Origin of the sequence: Paenibacillus thermoaerophilus, from assembly GCF_005938195.1 — a bacterium.
GTDB lineage: Bacteria > Bacillota > Bacilli > Paenibacillales > Reconciliibacillaceae > Paenibacillus_W > Paenibacillus_W thermoaerophilus.
Genome location: NZ_VCQZ01000008.1, coordinates 81,581 through 105,465, shown reverse-complemented (window position 1 = coordinate 105,465; position 23,885 = coordinate 81,581). Strand labels below are relative to the sequence as shown.

The following is a 23,885-nucleotide window of genomic DNA, read 5'->3' as shown; positions in this document are numbered from 1 at the left end:
ACGCAAAAAAACACCCTCGCGCTTCCTTGCTTCGTTATCCCGTTCGCTCAGCCGAAAACCGCCCCCCGCCCGGTTCCGCCCGCTCGCCGTCCTTAAGGCCGGAAAACAAAAAAACCGGAGTCCGTTGACTCCGGCTTATCGGTGGTCTGTCCGAAAACGATCCGCTGCGGTTCCGTCGGTCCGGCCATCCAGGAGCGTGAACCGGAACAATTGCCGGGGCCGGCCCCGCGGTACCTTTTCGATCCCAGTGATTTCGACCAGACCGTTGTCCATCCACATCTGAAGCAGCCGATGCGCGCTTCTGACGGTGATGCCGAGCAGGGACGCCAGCTCGTGCACCATGTACTCGTTGCGTCCCGTCCGCGCCTGGTGGGTGAGCAGCCGGCTCAGGTACGCGCTGGTCATGCCCGCGTCCTCGGCGCGTTTGATCAGCTCGGCGTCCGTCAGCGCCAGCACGTTCCGGACCGGCTCCCCCATCTCCAGCGGCCCGATCAGCGTGCGGTCTTCGCGGACGATAAAGCACGTATTGCCCCCCGCCTCCTTCGCCTTGCGCAGAGCTGACCGCGCGTTCGTGCCCGCCTCGTTGGCCGATTGGCCGAAGCCGATGCCGAGGCTGATCGAGATGCCGAGCGTTTTGTTCGCGTCCTTGCCGAGCGGAATCGTCTTGTAGCCTCCCGTCTCCCGCTCGAAAATGCCCCGCGTCGTAAAAAACAAATACTCGTCTCCTCCGAGCGGCGTCAAATACCCTTCCAGCGACTCGACGTAATCCAGCACCATCCGGTGAATGTCGAGCTTCAGCTTTTGAACCTCGTGCTCGGAGCTTCGCTGCTGCACCATTTTTCCGAAATCGTCCACATTGATCAGCCCGACGACGATTTGCGTCTCCTTGCTGCGCCGCGTCTCCGTGGACAACAGCGCCCGCTCCAGCGTCACGATCACGTCCTGGTCGGCCGGTTGCAGCCACAAGCTGGGAATGCCTCTCCGCCGAAGCTCGCGGGCGACCGACTCCGACCCGGTCAAGGCCGCTTTGCCGGGATCTCCGTCATACGCGGCGGCATGGAAGGCGACCAGATCTTCTTTGGAGGCGTAGGCGGGACCGTCGTACAGCGCAAAGGCGTCCCGGCTCAAGCCCAGGTCCGAGCATGCCCGGGCCAGCATCAGCTCGGTCAGCGAGTCGATGCTGCCGCCGGCGACGGGACGCCCGGCGCCGTAAGCGCGCAGCAGTGCTTTGTACAGGGCAGCCTCGCGCACCGGCACGCAGTGCACGGGCAGCGACAGCGCGTTTTTTTCCTTGATCAGGCGTTGCGCCAGCGGGCTGGATACGAGCAGCACTTCGGCTTGCTCCGCCAGCCGTTCCGCCAGCGCGGGCACTTGTTCATCATGCTCGCAGACCCAATAGACCGGAGAAAACGTCGGAAAAGACCGGATTCCGTTCTCGATCTGATCGACAAACGTTTGCGGACCGATAATGCCGATGGCGATGTGTGGATTAGGCAAGATAAATTCCTCCGTACGGACGTATCTTCAAGCAACAGTTTACCCCTTCGGCGCGCTTTTGCCAATCGCTATTGTGAGCTCCGCGCGGCGCCATGTTCCTCGTCCCCCGGCGAAACGGACATGCATGCGGGCTATGTTTCCCGGCGGCGCTTTAGTGGTTTACATCGCTAGCAAAAGCCAGTCTCCTGTGCTAAACTTGAGGTTATGGGGTTGCAATGAACAAGAGGGAGGACCGGAACATGGCGAAAAAAATGCGTTCCGACATGATCAAAAAAGGCTTCGACCGGGCCCCGCACCGCAGCTTGCTGCGCGCGGCCGGGGTTAAGGAAGAGGATTTCGACAAACCGTTTATCGCGGTTTGCAACTCGTATATCGATATTATTCCGGGTCACGTCCATCTGCAGGAATTCGGCCGGCTCGTGAAGGAGGCCATCCGCGAGGCGGGCGGCGTTCCGTTCGAGTTCAACACGATCGGCGTCGACGACGGCATCGCGATGGGCCATATCGGCATGCGTTATTCCCTGCCGAGCCGCGAGATTATCGCCGATTCGCTGGAGACGGTCGTCTCCGCGCACTGGTTCGACGGCATGGTCTGCATCCCGAACTGCGATAAAATTACGCCCGGCATGATCATGGGCGCGCTGCGCGTCAACATCCCGACCATATTCGTCAGCGGCGGCCCGATGAAAGCCGGCAAGACGTCCGACGGGCGCTCGATCTCGCTGTCCAGCGTATTCGAGGGCGTAGGCGCGTACCAATCCGGCAAGATCGACGAGAAAGGCCTGGCGGAGCTGGAGCAGTACGGCTGCCCGACCTGCGGTTCCTGTTCCGGCATGTTCACGGCCAACTCGATGAACTGTCTCGCCGAAGCGCTCGGCATCGCCCTGCCGGGCAACGGCACGATCCTGGCGGTCAGCCCCGAGCGCCGCGAGTTCGTGAAGCGCTCCGCGAAGCAACTGATGAAGCTCATCGAGATGGACCTGAAACCGCGCGACATCGTAACGGCCGAAGCGATCGACAACGCCTTCGCGCTCGATATGGCGATGGGCGGTTCGACGAACACCGTCCTGCATACGCTGGCGATCGCGCACGAGGCCGGCATCGATTATCCGATCGCGCGCATCAACGAAGTCGCTTCGCGCGTTCCGCATCTGGCGAAGATCGCGCCCGCTTCCGATTACCATATCGAAGACGTGCATAACGCCGGCGGCGTCTCCGCCATCCTGAACGAGCTGCTGAAGAAGCCGGGCGCAATCCACGGCGAATGCATCACCGTCACGGGCAAGACGATCGCGGAAAACGTCGCCGGCCGCGAAATTTTGAACAAGGATGTCATCCGCCCGCTGGACAATCCGCATAGCGAGCAGGGCGGACTGGCCGTGCTGTTCGGCAACCTGGCTCCGGACGGCGCGATCGTCAAGGTCGGCGCGGTCGACAAATCCGTCGGCGGCCGCCACACGGGCCCGGCGATTTGCTTCGACTCCCAGGAGGAAGCGCTCGCGGGCATCGCCAGCGGCAAGATCAAGGAAGGCCATGTCGTCGTCATCCGCTACGAAGGGCCGAAGGGCGGTCCCGGCATGCCGGAAATGCTCGCCCCGACCTCGCAAATCGTCGGCATGGGATTGGGCGCCAAAGTCGGCTTGATCACCGACGGGCGGTTCTCCGGCGCTTCGCGCGGCATCTCGATCGGCCACATCTCGCCTGAAGCGGCCGAAGGCGGCCCGATCGCGTTCGTCCAGGACGGCGATATCATCGACCTCGACCTGGTGAACCGGACGATCACGGTTCAGATCAGCGACGAAGAGCTGGAGCGCCGCCGCGCGAACTGGAAAGGGTTCGAGCCGAAAGTCAAAACGGGTTATCTGGCGCGTTACTCCAAGCTGGTCACCTCCGCAAGCACGGGCGGCGTCCTGAAAATCTGACCGGCATAATCGCTTACGTTAATCGAAACGGCGGCCATCGGGCCGCCGTTTTTGCCGCTGCCGGCCGATACGTTTGTTTGACGGCTCGTCGCCGGCGAACGGCCGGCCGCGCGCGGCGGAGTATTCCGGCCGCAACGGCGGATTGGCCAGCGGCGGCAAAAGCCCCCGGGCAGCTTCTTGTGAAGTTGCCTCGGGGGCTGCTTGATGCCCGGCGGGTCGACGGCGACGCTGCCCGTGCGGCGGCGAAGCGGCCGGGTTCCGCCGGCGATCAGGACGACGGGGCCGTTGCCGCCAGCTTGCGCAGCAACGCGAGGAATTCGTCCCCGTATTTGTCCAGCTTGGCCTGGCCGACGCCTTTGACCTCAAGCAGCTCGTCCGGCGTCTGGGGCAGCCTCACGGCCATGTCGCGCAGCGTGCTGTCCGCAAAGACGACATACGGCGGAATCCGGTCGCGGTCCGCGATCGATTTGCGAAGGGCGCGAAGCTCCTCGAACACGTCGTCTCCCGCCTGCCTCTGCCGGGTGACCTTGCGCGTTTTCCGCACGACCCGTTCCTCGCCCTTCAGTACCCCCGCCGCTCTCGGCAGCAGCTTGACGACCGGATACTGTCCTTCGGTCAACGTCAAGTAGCCGTCCGCCACCAGCAGTTGGATCAGGTCGAAGATCTCCCGCTCCGTCTTGGCCCGCATGAGCCCGTACGTCGGGAGCTTGTCCAGCGACAACTGGGCGATCCGCTTGTTCGCCGATCCTTTCAGCACCTGCGCGACAAGCGTCATGCCGAACCGTTCCCGCATGCGCCGGATGCAGGAGAAAATCTGCTGCGCCTCCACCGTGATATCCTCGGTCTCGCTGTTGTCGTTGCAGTTGCCGCAACGTCCGCAAGCTTCGGGAGCGTCCGGGTCTCCGAAATACTGCAGAATATACCGGCGCAGACACTGCTGCGTATGGCAGAAATCGGCCATCTGCCGCAAGCGGCGCAGCTCGTTGGCTTTCCGCTCCGGGTGGGAGGTCGATTGCTCGATCAAAAACTTCTGCGTCAAAATATCTTGCCCTTGGAACATCAGGATGCACTCGCCCGGCTCGCCGTCGCGTCCCGCGCGGCCCGCCTCCTGATAATACGCCTCCATGTTTTTCGGCATATTCCAGTGAATGACGTAACGAACGTTGGATTTGTCGATCCCCATGCCGAACGCGTTGGTGGCGACCATCACCCGGATGTCGTCCCGGAGGAACCGGTCCTGCGCCTCCTCACGGTCAGCATCCCGCATGCCCGCATGATACATGCCCGCCGGCACCCCGTGCGACACGAGCGTCTTGTAGACGTGCTCGACCTCTTTGCGGGTGGCGCAGTAGACGATTCCCGCCTGATCCGCATGCATGTCCGCATACCGGAGCAGCACCTTTTCCCGCTGGGCTCCCCGCATCACGGTGAAGGACAGATTCGGCCGGTCGAAGCCGGTGACGTGGACCTGCGGATCGTGCAGCCCGAGCAGCCTCACGATGTCTTCCCGCACGTCGTCCGTCGCCGTAGCCGTAAACGCGGCCACAAGCGGCCGGCGCTCGAACCGGCGGATCAGGCCGGCGATATGCAGATAACTCGTGCGGAAGTCGTGCCCCCATTGGGAGACGCAGTGGGCTTCGTCGATCGCCACGAACGGCACTTCCATCGAACGGAGCAGCGGCTCGAATCGCTCCGACTCCAGACGTTCGGGCGCGATGTACAGAAGCTTGTACGCGCCCTCCGCCGCTTCCCGGAGCACCCGGTTTGTCTCGCGAAGCGACATGGAGCTGTTCAGGCAGGCCGCCGGGATGCCCAGCGACGCCAACGCGTCAACCTGGTCCTTCATCAGCGAGATCAGCGGGGAGATCACCAGCGTCGTGCCGGGCAGCAGCAGCGCCGGAATCTGGTAGCAGATCGATTTGCCCCCGCCCGTCGGCATAATGCCTACCGTATCCCTCCCGGACAGCAGCGTCTCCAGCACGCGCGTCTGGCCCGGCCGGAAGTCTTCGTAGCCGTATATCCGCTTCAGCAGCCGCCGGGCGTCTTCCATCGTCGCTTCGGGGCGGATGCCCGTTGCCGCCTGTGCCGCGGATAAGCGCTTCGGAGGTTCGGCCTCCGGCGGCCATCCGAATCTTACCTCCGCCGGAGGCGGAAGTTCTCCGAACGCCGGTTCCGGACCGTCCCCGAACCGGTCCGCCATTCGGTCCATTTCGCTTAACAGATGCAGCAGATCTTCCTGTCCTTCTTCCTTCCGTCTCCCGTTGACGCCGTTCACTGCCGTTTGTTCCTCCCCCGCGTTCAAGTCCACCGCGCCGCCCACCGCTTCATTTCCTTCACGATCGGATGCAGGTCCTCGCCCTTCGGGGTCAAGGTGTATTCCACCGTCACCGGCACCGTCGGATACGCCCTGCGCTCGAGAACCCCCTGCTCCTCCAGATGGCGCAGCGTATCCGTCAGCGCCTTGGGGCTGATCGATTGGATCTGCCGCTGCAATTCGCCAAACCGCTTCGTCCGGCCGTCAAACAGCTCCCGCAGCACGAGGAACGACCATTTGCCGCCGAGCGCTTCCAGTGTCTTCTCGATCGAGCACTCGATATGTTCGGGTTCCTTCGGGATATAGTTCTGCCGATTGCGCTCGCCGGATGCGTTGCCGGCAGCGGCCTTGCGTACATGCTCCACGGGATTTCCCTCCTGGGACATTACTTACGTATAAGTTAGCAACTATCCAATTTTAGCATTACGATGAAAAGCAACCGCTTCTATCACCATACCTCACCCGTCCGCCCAAATCAACGTTTTTACCGGAAAAAGGCGCGCCGACGATCCGATTCCGCCTGAAAAACGAAATCAGGCCGGTTCAAGAGGGGCCCCTCTTGCGCCAGCCTGTGTCATTTATGCCCCGATGCCTTTCCGGCGGCTTCGCTGGGACAATCTTCTGCCCTTGCGCGAACGCCGGACGGCTCTCCTGCGGTCTCCGGTCCGCCGCTGCGGGATTCGGCCGGGCCGCTTGCGGACTACGCCGAGCCGCCGCCGCTTGCGGAGTACGCCTATCCGCCGCTTCCGGACCCCGCTGACCCGCCGCTTGCGGATTCGGCCGAGCCGCAAGGCGTACCGGTACACGCGCCGGAAGACGGAACGGTCCTTCAACTCGCGGAATATATACGGATCGGGATTCGTGTTCACTTCGAGAATCCAGGGACGGCGGTCCGAGTCGACCGCGATATCGAGCCCGAGCATATTTACGCCGGGATACGCCCGGTTAAACGCGGAGGCCGTCAAATGCCCGATCCTCTCGAGCCCGGCGATGTATTCCGCCGTCTGATCCGCGCTCATATTCGCCTCAAGCAGCGGCTCCAGCTCGATCGGCTGACCGCCGCTGTGATAGTTCGTGACGATCTTCGCCGGATGCGCCAGCCTGGCGATCATGCCCGTCGCCGCCCACTGTCCGCGGACGTCCCGCTGCATCATCACCCGGATGTCGAAGCGTCTTCCGTCGTAGCGCAGCAGCTCGATCCCCTGCTGCACCAAATATTTGCGGCCCCCCGCGAGCTGAAGGAGCTGGTTCCAGAGCGAATCCGCGTCGGCGAACCGCTTTTCCTTGTCCTCGTGCCGGTACACGTAGGAATCCGGATTCCCGTCCGAATCGCGGATCAGGTCCACTCTTGCGACGCCCCTGCCAAACGTGCCGACATCCGGCTTCACGTAAACCATTCCGTAACGGTCAAGCATCGTTTGTACGTGTTCCGCCGTCATCGGCCGCGTCTCCGGCACGTATGCCGACGTTTCCGGATCTGCGAGGAGCAGCTCCGTTTTGGCCATTTTGCTCATGATGAGCCGCCTCAGCTTGCGGCGGGCGGCTGCCGGTGCCTTCATATTGTCAATCCCTCCCGCTCCATCGCCGGGCGATGCCGGATCGGATCTGTCATACCCCAACATATGCCGGAACAAGCTTGCGCCGAAACAAGCATTTGCCCTATCCCGGCGCCTAGTGCGCGCGGTTCTCCTCGTAGGCCGCCAAGCCGTCCATGACGCGGCCGAACAGAGGAACCGCGCGGTGGCCGGAACCGGCCTTCACGTCGGCCGCAAGCACCGCGACCGCATATCGGGGACGATCCGCCGGGCCGTATCCGATAAACCAATGATGCTCAAGCTGTTCGCCCGCGCGGCCGTCCGCCGTTCGCGCCGACGGTTCCACGGCCGTGCCGGATTTCCCGGCAAGCGGCCACCGGGCGCGCTGCAGCGCCTGCCCCGTTCCCTCCAGCACGACATCCCTCATCCACTCCCGGAGCGTCCGGGCGACCGCCGGCGAGATGCCGCCGCGCCCATGCGGTCCCGCCAACGCGTGCGGCTCGAATCTGCGGAGCAGCCTTCCGCCCGCAAATCGCACCTCCGTCGCCGACCTCGCCTCCAGGGCGCTCCCGCCTCTCGCGATCATCGCCGCCAGTTGGGCGCCCTGCAGCGGCGTCATCCGCACGTCCCGCTGGCCGATCGCCGTCTGCACGCGGACGCCGTCGTCGTCCTTGTCCGTACCGGAGCCGAACAGTTGGCCGGCGTCTTCGCCGTCAAGCTGCATCCAGCCGTCCTCCGACCAGCCGACGCGGCGGCCGATGCCGAGCTGAGCCGCCATACGCTCCAATTGCCCGGTCGTCAATCGGCGCATAGCTTCGGCGAAGACGAGATTGCACGACTGCGCGAACCCTTCGCGGAAGGTCAGGATGCCGTGGCCGTGCGGCTTCCAGCAATGGAAGCCGTAACGGCCGAGGCTGCCGGAGCAGCCGAAAATCTCGTCGGGCTCCGCGGCCTCCGCCTCCAGGGCGGCGGCCGCAACAACCGTCTTGAAGACCGATCCGGGGATCGCCGCGGATACGGCCTGATTGCGCCATCTCCCGTCCGCCGGGTTGACGTCGTACGGGGAATAATCGGGGCGGCTGGCCATCGCCAATATATCGGATGTCCGGACGTCGAGCACGACAACCGCTCCCCGCCGGACCCGATAGGCATCCAGCGCCGCTTCCGCCAACCGTTGGATGTCCAGATCCATCGTCAAGCGGACGGCTAGCGGCGCGCTTGAACGTTCCGGCTGCGACTGGCGGAGGCCGAGACCCGGATAAGGCTCTCCCCGGCCGTCGACAAACCGGTACAGCATCGAAGGAGCAGCCGAGCGGATGAATCGGTCGAATGTCCGCTCCAGACCGGCCCCCCCGATCCGGTAAGCGCCGGCGGGCAAGCGCGGGCCGTCGCCGGATACGGCCAAGCCGTATTCGGCGGCCGCTCGTCCGGGGTCCTCCGACACGTAGCCGATCCAATGTCTCGCTCCGATCGACGGTTCATACCGGCGTCCGGCCTTCACGACCCGCACGCCCGGAACGTTCAGCGCCCGCAGCGCCAGCGCGGTTTTCTCCGGCAGCGGAGCCGGCGTCTTGCCCGGCGTCCCGTCGCCGCCCGGCCAATACGCGGGCAGCTTCGCCAGCCGGATAAAGGCGTCCCATTGTTCCTTGCCGGCTCCGATCAAGCTTCTCAGCCTGCTCAGTTGCTCCTCATCCGCTTTCGCCGCCTCGGGAAACACCGCAAGAGCCCAATCGTCAAATCCGGTCAGACGCCGTCCGTACCGATCCGTAAATACGCCTCGGCCGTCGTTCAGCTCCACGCCTTGGCGGCGCTGCGCAACGGACGCCGCGACCAGATCGATCCGGCGTGCCGACCAGTCCCGGGAGGAGACGACCTGGATGCGGAACAGCGTAAGCAGCAGAACGGCCAACAACCCGTTTATGAGCAGCAGAGCCGCTAAAGCGCGCACCCGATTCATGGCAACCCCACCGTTCGTTCCGGTCGTAAGCGCGGGAAGCGCCGTTCCCGCGCCGAATGGGGTCAGTATGCCCAGATACTGGAACAGTCATGCGCGCACGCCGCTCTTGCAGAAAAAAACCGCCTATCCCGGAATCGGGCATAGACGGTTTTGCGTAATCCCCAAACGATTAGTCCACGCGGAATTTCGCCAGTTGATCCTGCAGCGACTTCGACAACTGCTCCAGCGTCTCGGCCTGACGGACGAGGGAAGCGCTGATGTTCGTTTGCTCGTTGCTGAGCGAAGCGACTTCCTCGCTGGTCGCCGACGCCTCCTGCGCGACGGCGCTGACGTTGGCCATCGCGTTCGACAGCACCTGCTGCGAGTTGTCGAGCATCGCGATCGAGGCGGACGTTTCGTCCAACTGCTGGATGAATTGCAGCATCCGCTCCTGAACCTGGCGGAAGATCGCATCCGCTTCGCGCACGGCCGCCACCTGCTCGCGGAACAGCGGCTGGGCGGAAGCCAGCGATTCGACCGTCGAATCCACCTCGCGCTGGATGGCGTCCGTAATCTGACCGACCACATTGATCGACTCCCTCGACTGGTCGGCCAGCTTGCGGATTTCGTCGGCCACGACCATAAAGCCTTTGCCCGCCGCACCGGCGCGCGCCGCTTCGATCGTCGCGTTCAAGGACAAAATATTCGTCTGCTTGGTGATGTTTTCGAGCATGCCGAGAATTTTGCGGATCGAACCCGCGCTTTCCTTCAGCTTGTCCACCCGCTCGGACATTTCGCGGGTCATCGTTTCGGTCTCGTTCGTTTTGCCGATGAGGCCGGCCATATAAGCCGTACCCTGCTCGCTCGACTGCTGCACCTCGGCGGCCGCCCGTCCCATATCGAGGTTGGAGGCGATCACCTTCTGCATCTGCTCGCCGATCGCCGTCGTCATCTCGTTGCCTTTCTCCGACTCGACGGCGAGACTCGTCGCACCGGTTGCGATCTCCTCGGTTGCCGTCGCGATCTCGCGCGCGGACAAAGCCGTTTTGCGAGCGGCTTCGGACAGCTCGGACGATGTGTTCAGCACCTCAAGCGCCGACTGATTGGAACGGCGGACAAGTTCGCTGATCTGCCCCATCATCTGGTTGAAGCTGATGCTGACCTGACCGATCTCGTCGCGCGATTTCGCCTGCATGCGAACCGTCAGATTGCCGCTGGCTCCCTCCTGCATCAGATCGCGAAGCTGGGCCAGCGGACGGCCGACCATGCGTACGACCCACATGCCGAGCACGGCCGCGACGGCCGCCGCGACGAGGACGGACACGATCGTCACGATGAAGATTCGTCCCGCTTCCTTGACGAGATCCGCCTCCGGCACGATGCCGATCAGCGTCCAGCCCGTAAGCGGCGAACGGTTATACGCCACCAGCGACTCCAGGTTGTCGTCGGTCACCGCGCCGCGCGGGTTTTCCTCGTTGACCTCGATGGAAACCGGCGAGTCTTCACCGATTTTCGCAAAGTCCTGATGGACCGCAATTTTGCCTTCTTTGCCGATCATCAGCGAGATGCCGTTGCCGCCGAACGTGAGTTCCCGCAGTTGATCCGACAGAGCCGTCACTTTGATCTCGGCAAGCAGCACCGCGGTGAGATTGCCCGACACCTGGCTCCGGATCAGCCGCCCTACGGCAAAGCTCGGCGCCGTCGATCCCCCGCCGCCGCCGGAGTATCCGTTCGGCTTCGTATCAAGCCATACCGCTTGGCCGCCGGCATCGACGATCTGCTTGAACCACGCCTCTTCGCCCGTCGTCTCCCCGAAGTTGGCGCTTCCCGCCGACTGGATGGTGCGGCCTTTCATATCGAGGATTGTCATGGAGTTAAACGTGTTGTTCGTCAGGTAAAAGTTGTTCATCACATCGCCGATTTTTCTCCGGGTCTCCAGCCGGTCGAAGCTGCTCTCGGCAGTCGATTCGTAAACGTTCAACAATTCCTGTATGTCTTTGTTGACCATGAGCTGCATGGTGACTTCTTCATAGCCTTTGAACAAGAGATCGAGCTTTTCCGACGCTTGGACGACAGCTTCCTCCGAAGACTGGGCCACCTTGTTTTTGATCGTGTCCTTCGAGATCGCATACGAGACGAGCCCCACCACGAGGACGATCGAGACGATGCTGACCAGCATAATCAGGAACAGCTTCGTTCCGACCGAGTTGGTCAGCGAGATCCGGGACAAGCCTTTGATGCTCTCCCGGATCGATTCGCTTTTGCCGCCGCCTCCTTCCGCTATGTTCCGCTTCGTTTTCTCCAGTAAGCGTTGGCCTTTCTCGGACCAATTCTTCCATTGTTTCTTCACGTGCATCCGCCTCTTCCGCACAGTTGTAATGATAGAATACCCGTATGAAGGCTTGCTCTAAAACTCTTATTCTACACAAACCGACATTTCCCTTTTTTAGCATTCAAAAATCTAGAAAAATTTTCGAAGAAATGTGTCGAATTGTGAGAAAAACAACAAAAACGGACGGTCGCCGGCTTCGGCTCCCGTCCGTTTCGGATTTTTTGGGGCTATTTACCTTTCCTTACGCATCATATCGAACGGGCGCACCGGCTTGTCCGTCTTCAGGCGAATCTCCTGAAGCGGATGGCGGGCGGCGTCAAGCACGTTGCCCTCCGCATCGCGCAGCTCGCCCAGCGTCTGCCGGAACCACGTGCCGTCCGGCCCGAAAAACTCGACCGTCTGCCCCGGCTTGAAATGGTTGCGCTGCTGCACCGTCGCCATCCCCGACGCTTCGTCGTAATCGAGCACCAGACCGGCGAAGTCGAACGCGACCGTTTTTTCTTCCGGACCGAAGATATGGTCCTCGTGGCCCGGACGGTCATAGAAGAACCCCGTGTTGAGCGGCCGGTTCGCGGCCTTGCCGATTTCCTCCACCCATTCGGGCTTCAGTTCGTACCCCTCGGGATTCTCGCAATAAGCGTCGATCGCCTGCCGGTAGGCGTTGACGACCGTCGCCACGTAGTGGATGCTTTTCATCCGGCCTTCGATTTTCAGGCTGTCGATGCCGGATTCGACAATGTCCGGGATATGATGGATCATGCCCAGGTCCTTCGCGCTCATCATAAACGGGTCCGCGCCTTCCTCGAACATGCGCACGTCCTCCGCCGCCATCCGGTCTCCTTCGAACAGATCGTAATGCCAACGGCACGACTGGCAGCATCCGCCGCGATTGGAGTCGCGGTCGGTGAAATGGTTCGAGAGCGTGCAGCGCCCGGAGAAGGAGCTGCACATCGCGCCGTGCACGAACGCTTCGATCTCCACATCCACGCGGCGCTTGATCTCGCGGATCTGCTCGAAGCTCGCCTCCCGCGCCAGCACGACGCGGTGCACGCCTTCTTCCTTCCAGAAGCGCACCGCCTGCCAGTTCATCGTGGATTGCTGCGTGCTCAGGTGAATCTCCAGCCGGGGCGCGACCCGCTTGCAAATTTCGATAATCGCGGGGTCGGCCACGATAATCGCGGCGATCCCGATCGATTCCAGCTCGCGCAAATAATCGGCGACGCCGTCCAGGTCCTCCTCATGCGCGTAGATGTTGGCGGCGACAAACACTCTCGCCCCGTAGCGGTCCGCGAACCGCACCGCCTCGCGCATCTCGTCGAACGAGAAGTTGTCCGCATTGGACCGCAAGCCGTATTTCTGGCCGCCGATGTAAACCGCGTCCGCGCCGTAATGGATCGCGAATTTCAGCTTTTCCAGACTGCCTCCCGGCGCAAGCAGCTCCGGCTTGCGGCGTACGGACGGTTTCGGGGAACGGGACAGCGGCCGCCGCTCCGTCACAGCAGTAATCGTCATGGCTTCCTCCTTTCCGACCGGACGATGCCGGATCAATACACTTGCTCCTTGTAGAAAAACCCGAAGCTCAGCTCCCGCTTCGGATCTTGCAGCGCCCGGATCGCGGCAAGGTCGTCCTCGTCGCAGACGTAAGCGTCCGGATTTTCCGCGCACGCGTCGATCGCCTTGCGGTAGGCGCGCACCACCGTTTCGTTATACGCCGGCGTTTTCAGCAGGCCTTCGATCTTGAAGCTGTCGATGCCGGCCTCGAACAGCTCCGGCAAGTTCTCCAGCATGCAATAATCGTCCGAGCTCATGATGTGGGTGCCGTTGGCGTCCTGATAGATCGGGAACCGTTCTTCCGGCCGCTCCGCTTCGATCAGATACAGGCCCCGCTCCAGGCCGAGATCCCCCAGGGCCCCGCTCCGGCCGAGATGATCCAGATACCCGTCGAGCAGATTGCGCTTCGAATGGTAAATATTCGTCATGCCGTGCACCTGCACTTGAATTTCCACGTTCGAGGCGCGTTTGATCTTCACGATTTCCTCCAGATTCAGCTCCCGGGCCAGCACGGCGCGGGTCGCGCCTCTGGCGCCCCAATAGTTGGCGCTTTGCGCGTTGGTCACCGTCATCTCGGCGTTCCAATGCAGCGGCAGCTTCACGCCCCGATCCTTCATGACCATCAAGACAGCAGGATCGCCGAACGTAATCGCGTCGGCGATCCCCCGATTTGCCAGCTCGTACACGTAGTCGGACAAGTCGTCCAATTCCTCGTTGTCGAATATTTTATTGACCGCGACATACAGCTTGCGACCGGAGCTGTGGGCAAGGGAGGCAATCTCGGCCAGTTCGGGCAGCTTCACGTCTCCGGGAAGCCGCAGACCGAAAGCTTGCTCTCCCGCGTACAACGCGTCGGCGCCGGCGTCAAGCAGCAGACGCGCTTCGTCCAGGCCGCTGCAGGTCGCGAGCAGCTCGGGCTTTTTCCGGCTTTGCATTCCGATTCCTTCTTTCCGTTACTGTGCGCCGGCCGTTTTATTGCTGGCGGCGATGTTATGGAGATGCTCCTGGTACGTCTCGGCGAACAAATGTCCTTGCGATCCGTCCTTCTTCGTGACGTAGAACAAATAATTGCTGGTTTTCGGGTACAGGGCCGCTTCAATCGATTTCCGGCTCGGGCTTGCGATGGGGCCCGGCGGAAGCCCTTGATTGCGGTACGTATTATAAGGATGATCCACCTGCAAGTCTTTTTCGAACAGCCGTTCCTTCTGCTCGCCCAACGCGTATTGAACGGTCGCGTCGATCTGCAGGGGCATTTTTTTCTGAAGCCGGTTGTATATGACGCCCGCGACAAGCGCGCGCTCTTCGTCCACCACGACCTCGCGCTCGACCAGCGAAGCAACCGTCAGCACCTGGTGAAGAGTAAGGCCAAGCGACTTCATCCGGTCCTGCCAGTCGGCGGGCAGCGCCTCCAGCTCCCGGTCCAGTTGTGACAGCATCCGCTTCAGGATGTCCTCCGGACCGCTGTCCTTGGGCAGCTCGTACGTCTGCGGGAACAAATATCCTTCCAGACGGCGCTGCAGCTTCCCGTCGTCCGGGATGGTTGCGGCGGCTTTGGAACCGTAGTCGGTCTTGGCGTCGGCAAGCCGGAGGAATTCCTCTTTGTCGACATAACCGAGCTCTGCCAGACGGGCCGCGATCTGCTCCACGGTGAACCCTTCCGGGATGGTGAACCGCAGCGTCTCCGCCTTCACCGTCTCTCCTTTGTTCAGCTTGGCGATAATCTCGTCGAGCGTCATGCCGGCCGTCATGTCGTATTCGCCCGCCTGGAACCGCGAGCCTTCGCCCTTGTACTTCAAGTAATAGGTGAATATTCTCGCATCCCGGATCAGCCCCGCCTTCTCAAGCTCGGACGCGACGCCCGCAGGCGTCGTGCCCGGCGGAACGGCCACCCGCACCGTTGCCCCGCCAGCTTCCACCGGCTGCAAATTGTAGTAGACATAATAGGCCAGTCCGCCCGCTCCCGCCAACAGAACAAACAGGATCGTCAACAGAACCGTCAGCACGAGGCGGAATTTGCGACGTTTCACTTGCGGTATTCTCCTTCGTTCGATTTCGGACGCGAATCGTCCTTTGATCCGAAAAACGGCATACCCGGCGGCTCGGGCCGCCGGGACTGCCGTTTCACGGGATTAAGCCTGTTCGAGCCCCGATGCGAACGTCATCTCATCGGCGAGCTCGGATACGGTCTCCCATTCGTCATCGTCGTCGATCTGCTCCAGTTCGGGCTCGCCGCCCTCGGAGCGGATGCGATACACGGCGACCTCTCCGTCCTTGCGCATCGCTTCGGATTGAAGAACGGCGTATTCCCGCCCTTCGTAGCGGAATTCGGCAAGCACGCGATAGGGAACGCCTTCGTCCTGCTCGTCGACCAATTCGACCTCGTTGCCGTACCGGTCGCGAATCTTCCGTATTTCCTGGGTTCCTTCCGGATAGTTCATCGGTTTAATTCTCCATCTTCGTCTTCCATCTCGGCAAGCAGCGTCTGGAACGTGTCCTCGACGATCTTCCATTCCTCTTCGTCGTCGATGGTGTACAGTTGAAGGTCGTCGCCGTCTTCCTCGTAACGGAACGCGTACACCTCTTCGGCTTCGCCCTCCGGTCCGTCGACCGGCACGACCATCATGTATTTTTTGTCGGAGCCGTCAACCTCGAACTTCATGATCACTTCGAATTCTTCTTCGTTGCCTTCATCGTCCGGAATATAAATGATTTCCGGTTCTTCGTACTGGATTTCATCGTTCGCCACCGGCGTTCACCTCATCTTTTCGAATCGAGATACGTCTGCAGAATAATCGCAGCCGCCATTTTGTCAATGACTTGCTTGCGTTTCTTGCGGCTAACGTCCGCCTCAAGCAGAGTTCGTTCCGCAGCCACGGTGCTGAGACGTTCGTCTACCAGGTGTACCGGCAAGTGTAGTGTACGGTTCAAGGAGTCGGCAAATTCCTTGCAAATTTGTCCACGGGGACCGATCGTGCCGTTCATGTTTTTGGGCAGGCCGACGACGATTTCGGCGACCCCGTACTCGCGGACGATTTGTCCGATCCGCTCCAGATCGTCTTCAGGTGTCGTCCGGCGAATGACTTCGAGCCCCTGGGCCGTCCAACCGAGCTCGTCGCTGAGCGCGACGCCGATCGTCCGGTCCCCGTAGTCGAGTCCCATGCTTCTCATCGATCACGCTCCCGGTTTCAAGATTTGTGCTGCTTCAGATAAAACCGCACCAGTTCTTCGATCAGCTCGTCGCGTTCCCGCTTGCGGATAATGCTTCGGGCGTTGTTGTGCCGGGGAATGTAAGCGGGATCGCCCGACAGCAGATACCCGACGATCTGATTGATCGGGTTGTAGCCTTTCTCCAGAAGCGCGTCGTAAACCGTAAGCAGCACCTCTTGCGGAGGAGTCTCAAGTTCGTCCGGCCTGACGCTGTACCTCATAGTCTTGTCCATCGGATTCATGGTCCCACCCCCGTTGCAATCGATTGCCCCGCCGCCCTCGGGCGGCGTGAGGCCGATTGTCTATAGTGTATTCAACGAGCCGCGGCAAAATCCTTTTTTTATAGACTCGCAAGTCAAGGATCATCCGCCGCTGGAGATCCATGACGATCGGTTCAACGAACCGATTGGGCTTGGACAAGCTCTTTCGCCCGCGCGATCGCTTCGTCCAGCTTGGACGGATCTTTGCCGCCCGCTTGGGCGAGATCCGGACGGCCGCCCCCGCCCCCGCCGCAGATCGCGGCCAGCTCCTTCACCAGCTTGCCGGCGTGGTAACCGCGGGCGGTCAAATCGGAGGTGACGGCGGCCAGCAGGTTCACTTTGCCGTCGGCCGCCGCGCCAAGCACGACGATGCCGGACCCAAGCTTCGCGCGCAGCTCGTCGGCGATCGTGCGCAGGCCGTCCATGTCGGCCGCCTGCACGCGGGCCGAGATCAGCTTCACGCCGCCGATGTCCTCGGCGCGGTCGGCGAGCGCGCCCGCTTCGATCGCTCCGAGCTTGCCGCGGAGCGATTCGTTCTCGCGCTGCAGCTCCTTAAGCTGCGCTTGCAGCGCCTCCAGGCGCTTCGGCACGTCCGCCGCGTTCGCCTTGAGCAGCGCGCCCGCCTCCTTGAGAAGCTGCAACTGGGCGTCCATGTGCTCGTAAGCGGCGCGTCCCGTCACGGCTTCGATGCGGCGAACGCCGGAGCCGATTCCGCTCTCGCTCACGATGCGGAACACGCCGATCTGCGCCGTGTTCTGCACGTGGCAGCCGCCGCACAGCTCGATGCTGTACTTGCCGACCTGCACGACGCGCACGATGTCGCCGTATTTCTCGCCGAACAGCGCCATCGCTCCCATCGCCTTCGCTTCGTCGATCGGCTTCGACTCGATGACGACGTCCGTCGATTTCCAGATCTGCTCGTTCACGCGGCGCTCGATCTCCGCCAGTTCCTCCGGCGTCACCGGGCCGAAGTGGCTGAAGTCGAACCGCAGGCGATCCGCTTCGACGAGCGAGCCGGCCTGGTTGACGTGCGTTCCCAGCACGTCCTTCAGCGCGCGGTGCAGCAGGTGCGTCGCGGTGTGGTTTTTCACGATGGACGCGCGGGCGTCCCGATCGATCGACGCTTCGACGCGGTCGCCGACGCGCAGCGTGCCGCTTTCGATCTTGACCGTATGCACATGCTGGCCGTGCGGCGCTTTGGACACTTCCGTAACCGTGGCGCGGACGGCGTCGCCCTCAAGCGTTCCCTTGTCGGCAATCTGGCCGCCGCTCTCCGCGTAGAACGGCGTCCGGTCCAGCACGACGCGAACGCTCGCGCCTTCCTCGGCCGAATCGACCAGAGCGTTGTCCTCCACGATGGCGATAACCTTCGCGCTTGCCGTCGATTCCGTATACCCCACGAACTCGCTCGCTTCCGTAAATTCGCTGAGCGCTCCTCCCTGCACGTTCATGCCGCCCGTGTCCTGACGGGCCGCGCGGGCGCGTTCCCGCTGCTCCTGCATGGCGGCTTCGAAGCCTTCGCGGTCGACGATCATGCCGTGCTCGGCCGCGTAGTCCTCCGTCAGATCGAGCGGGAAGCCGTACGTGTCGTACAGCTTGAACGCGTCCGGTCCGGAGATCGTGTTCGTTCCGTTTTTGCGGTTCATCTCGATGAGATCGGCGAGAATGGCGAGTCCGCCTTCCAGCGTCTCGTGGAAGCGCTCCTCCTCCGTACGGATGACGCGTTCGATGAATTCGCGCTTGTCCACGACTTCCGGATAGTAGACGCCCATAATATCGCCGACCGTCTTCACCAGCGTATACATAAACGGCTTGTCGATGCCGAGCGTCTTGCCGTAGCGGACGGCGCGGCGCAGCAGGCGGCGGATGACGTAGCCGCGGCCTTCGTTGGACGGCAGCACGCCGTCGCCCACGGAGAAAGCGACCGTCCGGATATGGTCCGCGATCACCTTAAGCGCTACGTCATGGGCTTCGTTCTCCTTGTACTTCACGCCGGCGATGCGGCAAGTCTGCTCGATAATGGGCAGGAACAGGTCGGTGTCGAAGTTCGAATCGACATCCTGCAGAATGGAAGCGAAGCGTTCCAGTCCCGCACCCGTATCGATGTTTTTGTTCGGAAGCGGCGTATAGCTGCCGTCCTTGTTATGGTTGAACTGCGAAAACACGAGGTTCCATACTTCGAGGAACCGCTCGTTTTCGCCGCCCGGCCGGCATTCCGGATCGTTCAGGTCGCCGTATTTCTCGCCCCGGTCGTAAAAAATTTCCGTACACGGACCACACGGGCCTTCGCCGATATCCCAGAAGTTGTCTTCCAGCTTGTAGATGCGCTCGGCGGGAAGGCCGATCGTCTCGTTCCACAGCTTGTACGCTTCTTCATCCTCGGGATACACCGTCACCGACAGCCGGTTCGGATCGAAGCCGATCCACTGCGGGCTGGTCAGAAATTCCCAGGCCCATTCGATCGCTTCCTTTTTGAAGTAATCGCCGATCGAAAAGTTGCCCAGCATCTCGAAAAACGTATGGTGGCGGCGGGTTTTGCCGACGTTTTCGATGTCGTTCGTGCGGATGCACTTCTGCGAGTTGGCGATCCGCGGATTGTCCGGCTTCACCCGGCCGTCGAAATAAGGCTTGAGCGGAGCCATGCCCGCGTTGATCCACAGCAGCGAAGGGTCGTTGTGCGGAACAAGCGATGCGCTCGGTTCGATGCGGTGTCCCTTGGAGGCGAAGAACTCCAACCATTTGCGACGGATTTCGCTCGCTTTCACGAAACATCTACCTCTCTGTTCTGATCTGGTTCTTGCGGAAAAATATAAAAATCGTCCCTGAATTCAGGGACGACGTTCATCGCGGTACCACCCTGGTTATCGCGCGTCCGCGGTCGGCGGCTATGGGCGCAATCTCCTCGAACGGGACGATAACGGTTCCCTGCCGTCGGTATTGTCCGCGCCGGTCGACTCTGCGGTCGGACGCCGGCCGGATTGCTCCGCACTCCGGAAGCAGCTTGGGTCATGTATCGCACCGGGCGCCCTCTCAGCCCGGCCCGACGTCTGTGCGTACAGACAGTCGGCGGAGGCGCCTTCTCTGATCGATGGAATGGACACGACCGATTCTTCCGTCCACGCTTTTGCTTATCAATGGAGAATTATAAAGCTTCGCGGCTCCGATTGTCAAGAAAACGCATAACCTTCAAAACCCATTGACAACGATTCTCATTTAGGCTATATTGGAGTTGTTGATAATGATTATCAATTGTCATTACCCCTCACACCCCATCACCTTACCCCCGATCCGGTTGTCGAAACCGGACCGGGGGGCTTTTTTTGCGGCCGACCTCCATTCCGAGCGTCAGCCGTTAGATGTCAAGCTCGGAAGCATAGACGAACGCATAACCTTGTTCCTTCAAATAATCGATCAGCTTCGGAAGCAGCTCGATCGTCTCGCTGAGATCGCCCTTGCGCCCGCCGAAGCTGTGCATCAGAATATTGGCTTTCGGCCGGAGCTGCTTCTTGATCGTCTGCATCATCTGCTCCGCCGTCGCTCCGTCCCAGTCGCGGGGATCGACGTTCCAGCCGGCGAGCGGCAGCCCGATTCGCGCCGCCGCTTCGCGGACGTCGGGGTTGACCGCTCCGTAAGGAGCGCGCACCGTCGCCGGACGTTTGCCCGCGGCGGCGAACACCGCTTCGTTCGTCCGCTCCAGATCGGCGGCGATCTCATCCGCCGTCATCTTGCGCAGATCGCGGTGCGCCCAGGAGTGGTTGCCCAGCTCGTGGCCTTCCTCGCCGATCCGCTTCACCACGTCCGGGTACTTCTCGACGTTGGAACCGACGAGGTAGAACGTCGCCTTGACCCCGCGCTCCTTCAAAATATCGAGAACGGCCGTCGTATACCGCTTGTCGGGACCGTCGTCGAACGTCAAGGCGACCGCTTTCCCTGACTGCTTGGCGGGCGTGCCGGCGTCCGTTCCCTGCCGCGAGCCGGAGACCGCGGCTTCCGACACCGGCACGATCGTCGGCGCTTGCGACGGCGCTTCCGGCGGCGAAGGCGTCGGTGAAGGCTCAGGCGAAGGCGCCGGTGAAGGCGCGGGTGTCTCTTCAGAGCTTAACCCGGCCGCCTCTCCAGCCGGCTCCTGCCCGTCGCCGCCTCCCGCCCATGTCGGTTCTCCGCCGCCGGAGCCGGGCTTGTTCAACGCCAATGTCGCCTCCTGCACGTAAGCCTGCCGATCTCCCATCGAGCCGTCCTTGGCCAGCGGGCCGAACTTGATCCATACGCCCCCGACGATCCCCATCGCCGTCAGCGTAGCCGCCAGCGACATCACCTGCAGCGCCGCCATTCCCCGATGGCCCGCTCTTCTCGTTCTCAACGTCCTCATTGCCGTTCTCTCCCATGTCTGGCCGCGCGAAACTTCAATCGCCGCCGCCCCGTGCTTGTCTCTCATCTATCAAAACGACCCGCAACGACATTCGTTCAAATCCATTCCGGAATATCGCTGCAAAACGATGACTTTCGAACAAGTTCGACATCTATTAGACGTGTTCCGCCATGAGAAAGTTTACTAGCAATGCGTCGACTTGTATATACCTTTCCGACTGTATATACTGTCATCAAAGCTTGTTTTCGGGAGGTTGACGACGCATGGATGTGCACATCCGTTCCTATACAGTCGAGGATTACGAACAGTTGCTGGACGTGCAGCGCGAAGCGTTTCCTCCGCCGTTTCCGGAGGAGCTCTGGTGGCGCCGCGACCAGATCGAAGCCCACGTGCGCGCGTTCCCGCAAGGCGCGATGGCGGCCGTGCGTAGCGACGGAACGATCATCGGCTCCGCGACGTCTCTGATCATCCAATACGACGGCAAGCCGCATACGTGGGAGGAAGTCTCGGACCGCGGGTATATCGAGGGCACTCATAATCCGAACGGGGACAGCCTGTACGGCATAGACGTATGCGTGCGTCCGTCGGCCCGCGGGATGGGCGTGGCGGGTCTGCTGTACGAAGCCCGCAAGCGGCTCGTTACGGAACTCGGGCTGAAGCGGTTTGTCGCCGGCTGCCGAATCCCCGGGTACGGGGCGCACGCCGGACGGCTCAGCGCGGAGGAGTATGTGCAAGCGGTTGTGCGGGGAGAATTGAAGGATCAAGTTCTCAGCTTTATGCTGAAGCAAGGGTTGAAGCCTCTGCAGGTGCTGCCGAACTATTTGGAGGACGAGGATTCCCGCGATTATGCGGTGCTGGTGGAGTGGCGCAACCCGAATCTGCCGGAAGGGGAAGGAGAAAGGAAGACGGAATGAAAGAGATCAAAGTCGCATCCGTCCAATTTAAAGTGAAGGCTCTCTCGGAGGAGGAAGATTTCTGGAAGCTCGTTCGCAAGCATGTGGACGAGGCCAAGCAAGAGGGCGCGCAGCTTGTCGTGTTCCCGGAATACGTCACCGCCAATCTGCTTCATCTGGGCGGCCCGATGAGCAACGCCGACGCCTGCGAATGGCTGCACAACCGCACCGACCAGGTGCTGACGAAGTTCGCCGCCCTCAGCCGCGACAGCGGCTTGACGATTCTCGGCGGCACGCATGTCCACCGGGAAGACGGGCGCTACTACAACGAAGCGTTTATGTTCTCGCCGGACGGCGGCATCGGGCGGCAGAAGAAGCTGCACTTGACGCCGGAAGAACAGCACCATTGGCCGCTGTCGCCGGGGGATACGTATTCGCTGTTCGAAACGGCGATCGGAACCGTCGGCATTCAGATCTGCTACGACATGGAGTTTCCGGAAGGGCCGAGATTGCTTGCGGAAGCGGGAGCGGACTGGCTGCTATGCCCGTCGTTCACGGAGACGGCCCACGGCTATTACCGCGTGCGCAATTGCGGACGGGCGCGCGCCGTGGAGAACCAGGTGTACGTGGTCATGAGCGGCATCGTCGGCAAGCTGCCGTCCGTGCTTCAGATCGAAGCCGGCTATTCCCGCGCCGCCGTCTTCGCCCCGAGCGACTATCCGTTCCCGGCGAACGGCATTTTGGCGCAAGGACGTACCAATACCCGCGAGACGGTCGTCTGCGGGGTGAAGGCTGACGCGCTGGAGGAAAACCGGACCAAAGGCGGCGTCGCTCCGTTCTCCGACCGCAAGCCGGAATTGTACCGGGCTTCGGCCGGGCAAGTGCGGCGCCAGCGGCTGTAACTTACCGCTTCAGGTCGTTTTCCGGTGAATGTAGTGGTTCGCGACGTGATGGGCGATCACCTTGATGACGGCGAAAAACGGCACGGCCAGGATCATGCCGACGATGCCCGCCAGTTCGCCGCCGACCAGCAAGGCGAAGATGATGACCAGCGGATGCAGATGGAGCGATCTCCCGACGACTTGGGGAGAGATCACGTTGCCCTCCAGCACCTGGCAGATCAGGTTGACGGCCGCGACGAGCAGCATCATCTTGATCGAGATGGTCGCGGCCACCAGCATGGCCGGCGCCGCGCCGAAAAACGGCCCGAGGTACGGAATGATGTTGAACAAAGCGACGACGCTCGCCAGCAGCAGCGCGTACGGCATGCCGATGATCCAGTACCCGATGTACGCAAGGATGCCGACGATGAGGCAGACGAGAATCTGTCCGCGGACGTAGTTGCCGAGCGCTTCGTCGATGTCGACGACAAGCTTGACGGTTTGTTTGCGGTGTTCGCGAGGCACAATCGCGAGCACCGTTTTTTCGATCAACTGAAAGTCCTTCATCATATAAAAGGCCAGAAACGGCACGATAAACGCGACAAACAACACGTTTAAGGTGCTTCCGATTCCCTGAATCAAATCGCCGATAGCCGCGTTCAGCCGGTTCTCCACGTGCGTCAGCGCTTTGTCGAAGCCGGTCCGGATCCCCTCCGGCACCAGCGGGTTGTCGCTAACGCCATTGATCAGGCTTTGCGCGCGGAAGGTCAAGCCCGGCACATGCTCATTCAGCTCCCGAAGCTGGGCGATCAGCATGGGCACGAGGTTCATCAGCACGACCACGACGGAAGCGACGAACATCGCGTAGATCAGCAGCACGGCGATCGTTCGCGGAACTTTGCGGTCGTTTAGCATATTGACGACCGGGTTCAGCACATACGAGATGATCATGGCGATCAGGAACGGCGCGAACACCGCCTTCGTGAAGCCGAAGATCCAGGAGATCATCGGCTTTAACGCCACGAGCAGATACAGTCCCGCAAGCACGAGAAGCGTATAGACGATCCATGTGAAAAAGCGCTTGTTCCAGAACGACTCCACGGAGAATCCCCCCTGCTCCGTAAAAGTATATGTACAACCCTTCCGGTTTAATCCCGGTTCCCGCCGGTTCGAAGCTCCAAGGGGCCT

General features: G+C 61.6%; 19 protein-coding genes. 3 read left to right on the top strand and 16 right to left on the bottom strand.

The genetic code is table 11. The features are described from left to right. Positions 1-135: 135 nt before the first annotated feature. Positions 136-1,497: a GGDEF domain-containing protein gene (locus tag FE781_RS07680; RefSeq protein ID WP_246068097.1), complete on the bottom strand. Its 1,362-nt coding sequence runs from the start codon at positions 1,495-1,497 to the stop codon at positions 136-138. A 239-nt stretch (positions 1,498-1,736) separates the two neighbouring features. Between FE781_RS07680 and ilvD the strand changes: the two genes are divergently transcribed. Then, on the top strand, positions 1,737-3,419 hold the full coding sequence (gene ilvD / locus FE781_RS07675) for a dihydroxy-acid dehydratase (protein WP_138789026.1): 1,683 nt from the start codon (positions 1,737-1,739) through the stop codon (positions 3,417-3,419). 268 nt (positions 3,420-3,687) lie between these two features. Here ilvD and recQ read toward each other — a convergent pair whose 3' ends face one another. The 14 genes from recQ to FE781_RS07605 all read right to left on the bottom strand — a co-directional run bounded on the left by recQ (position 3,688) and on the right by FE781_RS07605 (position 20,923). After that, a complete protein-coding gene (gene recQ / locus FE781_RS07670) occupies positions 3,688-5,694 on the bottom strand; it encodes a DNA helicase RecQ (protein WP_342774291.1) in 2,007 nt (668 codons plus the stop codon). 23 nt (positions 5,695-5,717) lie between these two features. Further along, a complete protein-coding gene (locus tag FE781_RS07665) occupies positions 5,718-6,098 on the bottom strand; it encodes a winged helix-turn-helix transcriptional regulator (protein ID WP_246068096.1) in 381 nt (126 codons plus the stop codon). A gap of 213 nt (positions 6,099-6,311) precedes the next feature. Beyond that, a complete protein-coding gene (locus tag FE781_RS07660; protein WP_138789024.1) occupies positions 6,312-7,292 on the bottom strand; it encodes a YheC/YheD family protein in 981 nt (326 codons plus the stop codon). 112 nt (positions 7,293-7,404) lie between these two features. Next, positions 7,405-9,225, bottom strand: coding sequence for a peptidoglycan D,D-transpeptidase FtsI family protein (locus FE781_RS07655; RefSeq protein ID WP_138789023.1), 1,821 nt, complete (start codon positions 9,223-9,225; stop codon positions 7,405-7,407). A 169-nt stretch (positions 9,226-9,394) separates the two neighbouring features. Then, positions 9,395-11,554 carry a methyl-accepting chemotaxis protein gene (locus FE781_RS07650; protein WP_138789022.1) on the bottom strand — a complete coding sequence of 720 codons (2,160 nt, stop codon included), beginning with the start codon at positions 11,552-11,554 and terminating at the stop codon, positions 9,395-9,397. Positions 11,555-11,767: 213 nt separating this feature from the next. Continuing rightward, a complete protein-coding gene (locus FE781_RS07645) occupies positions 11,768-13,042 on the bottom strand; it encodes a peptidase U32 family protein (RefSeq protein WP_379252248.1) in 1,275 nt (424 codons plus the stop codon). Between the two features lie 38 nt (positions 13,043-13,080). Further along, complete coding sequence (locus tag FE781_RS07640; RefSeq protein WP_138789020.1) at positions 13,081-14,022, bottom strand: peptidase U32 family protein; 942 nt, start codon at positions 14,020-14,022, stop codon at positions 13,081-13,083. A gap of 18 nt (positions 14,023-14,040) precedes the next feature. Further along, positions 14,041-15,114, bottom strand: a complete 1,074-nt coding sequence (gene mltG / locus FE781_RS07635) for an endolytic transglycosylase MltG (RefSeq protein WP_138789019.1) — start codon at positions 15,112-15,114, stop codon at positions 14,041-14,043. A gap of 102 nt (positions 15,115-15,216) precedes the next feature. Next, a complete protein-coding gene (locus FE781_RS07630; RefSeq protein ID WP_138789018.1) occupies positions 15,217-15,525 on the bottom strand; it encodes a DUF1292 domain-containing protein in 309 nt (102 codons plus the stop codon). Next, on the bottom strand, positions 15,522-15,833 hold the full coding sequence (locus FE781_RS07625) for a DUF1292 domain-containing protein (protein ID WP_138789017.1): 312 nt from the start codon (positions 15,831-15,833) through the stop codon (positions 15,522-15,524). The genes FE781_RS07630 and FE781_RS07625 overlap by 4 nt, the downstream gene beginning before the upstream one ends. An 11-nt stretch (positions 15,834-15,844) precedes the next feature. Then, a complete protein-coding gene (gene ruvX / locus FE781_RS07620; protein WP_138789016.1) occupies positions 15,845-16,255 on the bottom strand; it encodes a Holliday junction resolvase RuvX in 411 nt (136 codons plus the stop codon). 17 nt (positions 16,256-16,272) lie between these two features. Continuing rightward, positions 16,273-16,536: an IreB family regulatory phosphoprotein gene (locus FE781_RS07615; protein ID WP_138789015.1), complete on the bottom strand. Its 264-nt coding sequence runs from the start codon at positions 16,534-16,536 to the stop codon at positions 16,273-16,275. Between the two features lie 152 nt (positions 16,537-16,688). Further along, positions 16,689-19,319, bottom strand: a complete 2,631-nt coding sequence (gene alaS / locus FE781_RS07610; protein WP_138789014.1) for an alanine--tRNA ligase — start codon at positions 19,317-19,319, stop codon at positions 16,689-16,691. A gap of 587 nt (positions 19,320-19,906) precedes the next feature. Beyond that, positions 19,907-20,923, bottom strand: a complete 1,017-nt coding sequence (locus FE781_RS07605; protein ID WP_170209454.1) for a polysaccharide deacetylase family protein — start codon at positions 20,921-20,923, stop codon at positions 19,907-19,909. 263 nt (positions 20,924-21,186) lie between these two features. On the opposite strand from FE781_RS07605, the gene FE781_RS07600 reads away from it, so the two are divergent. Next, the gene (locus FE781_RS07600) at positions 21,187-21,837 is read left to right on the top strand and encodes a GNAT family N-acetyltransferase (RefSeq protein WP_138789012.1); all 651 of its coding nucleotides are present in this window, start codon (positions 21,187-21,189) and stop codon (positions 21,835-21,837) included. Then, positions 21,834-22,718 (top strand): carbon-nitrogen hydrolase family protein, encoded by an 885-nt coding sequence (locus tag FE781_RS07595; protein ID WP_138789011.1) that lies wholly within the window; start codon positions 21,834-21,836, stop codon positions 22,716-22,718. Before FE781_RS07600 ends, FE781_RS07595 begins: the two co-directional genes overlap by 4 nt. Before the next feature lie 9 nt (positions 22,719-22,727). Here FE781_RS07595 and FE781_RS07590 read toward each other — a convergent pair whose 3' ends face one another. After that, positions 22,728-23,798 carry an AI-2E family transporter gene (locus FE781_RS07590; RefSeq protein ID WP_138789010.1) on the bottom strand — a complete coding sequence of 357 codons (1,071 nt, stop codon included), beginning with the start codon at positions 23,796-23,798 and terminating at the stop codon, positions 22,728-22,730. Positions 23,799-23,885: the final 87 nt, after the last annotated feature.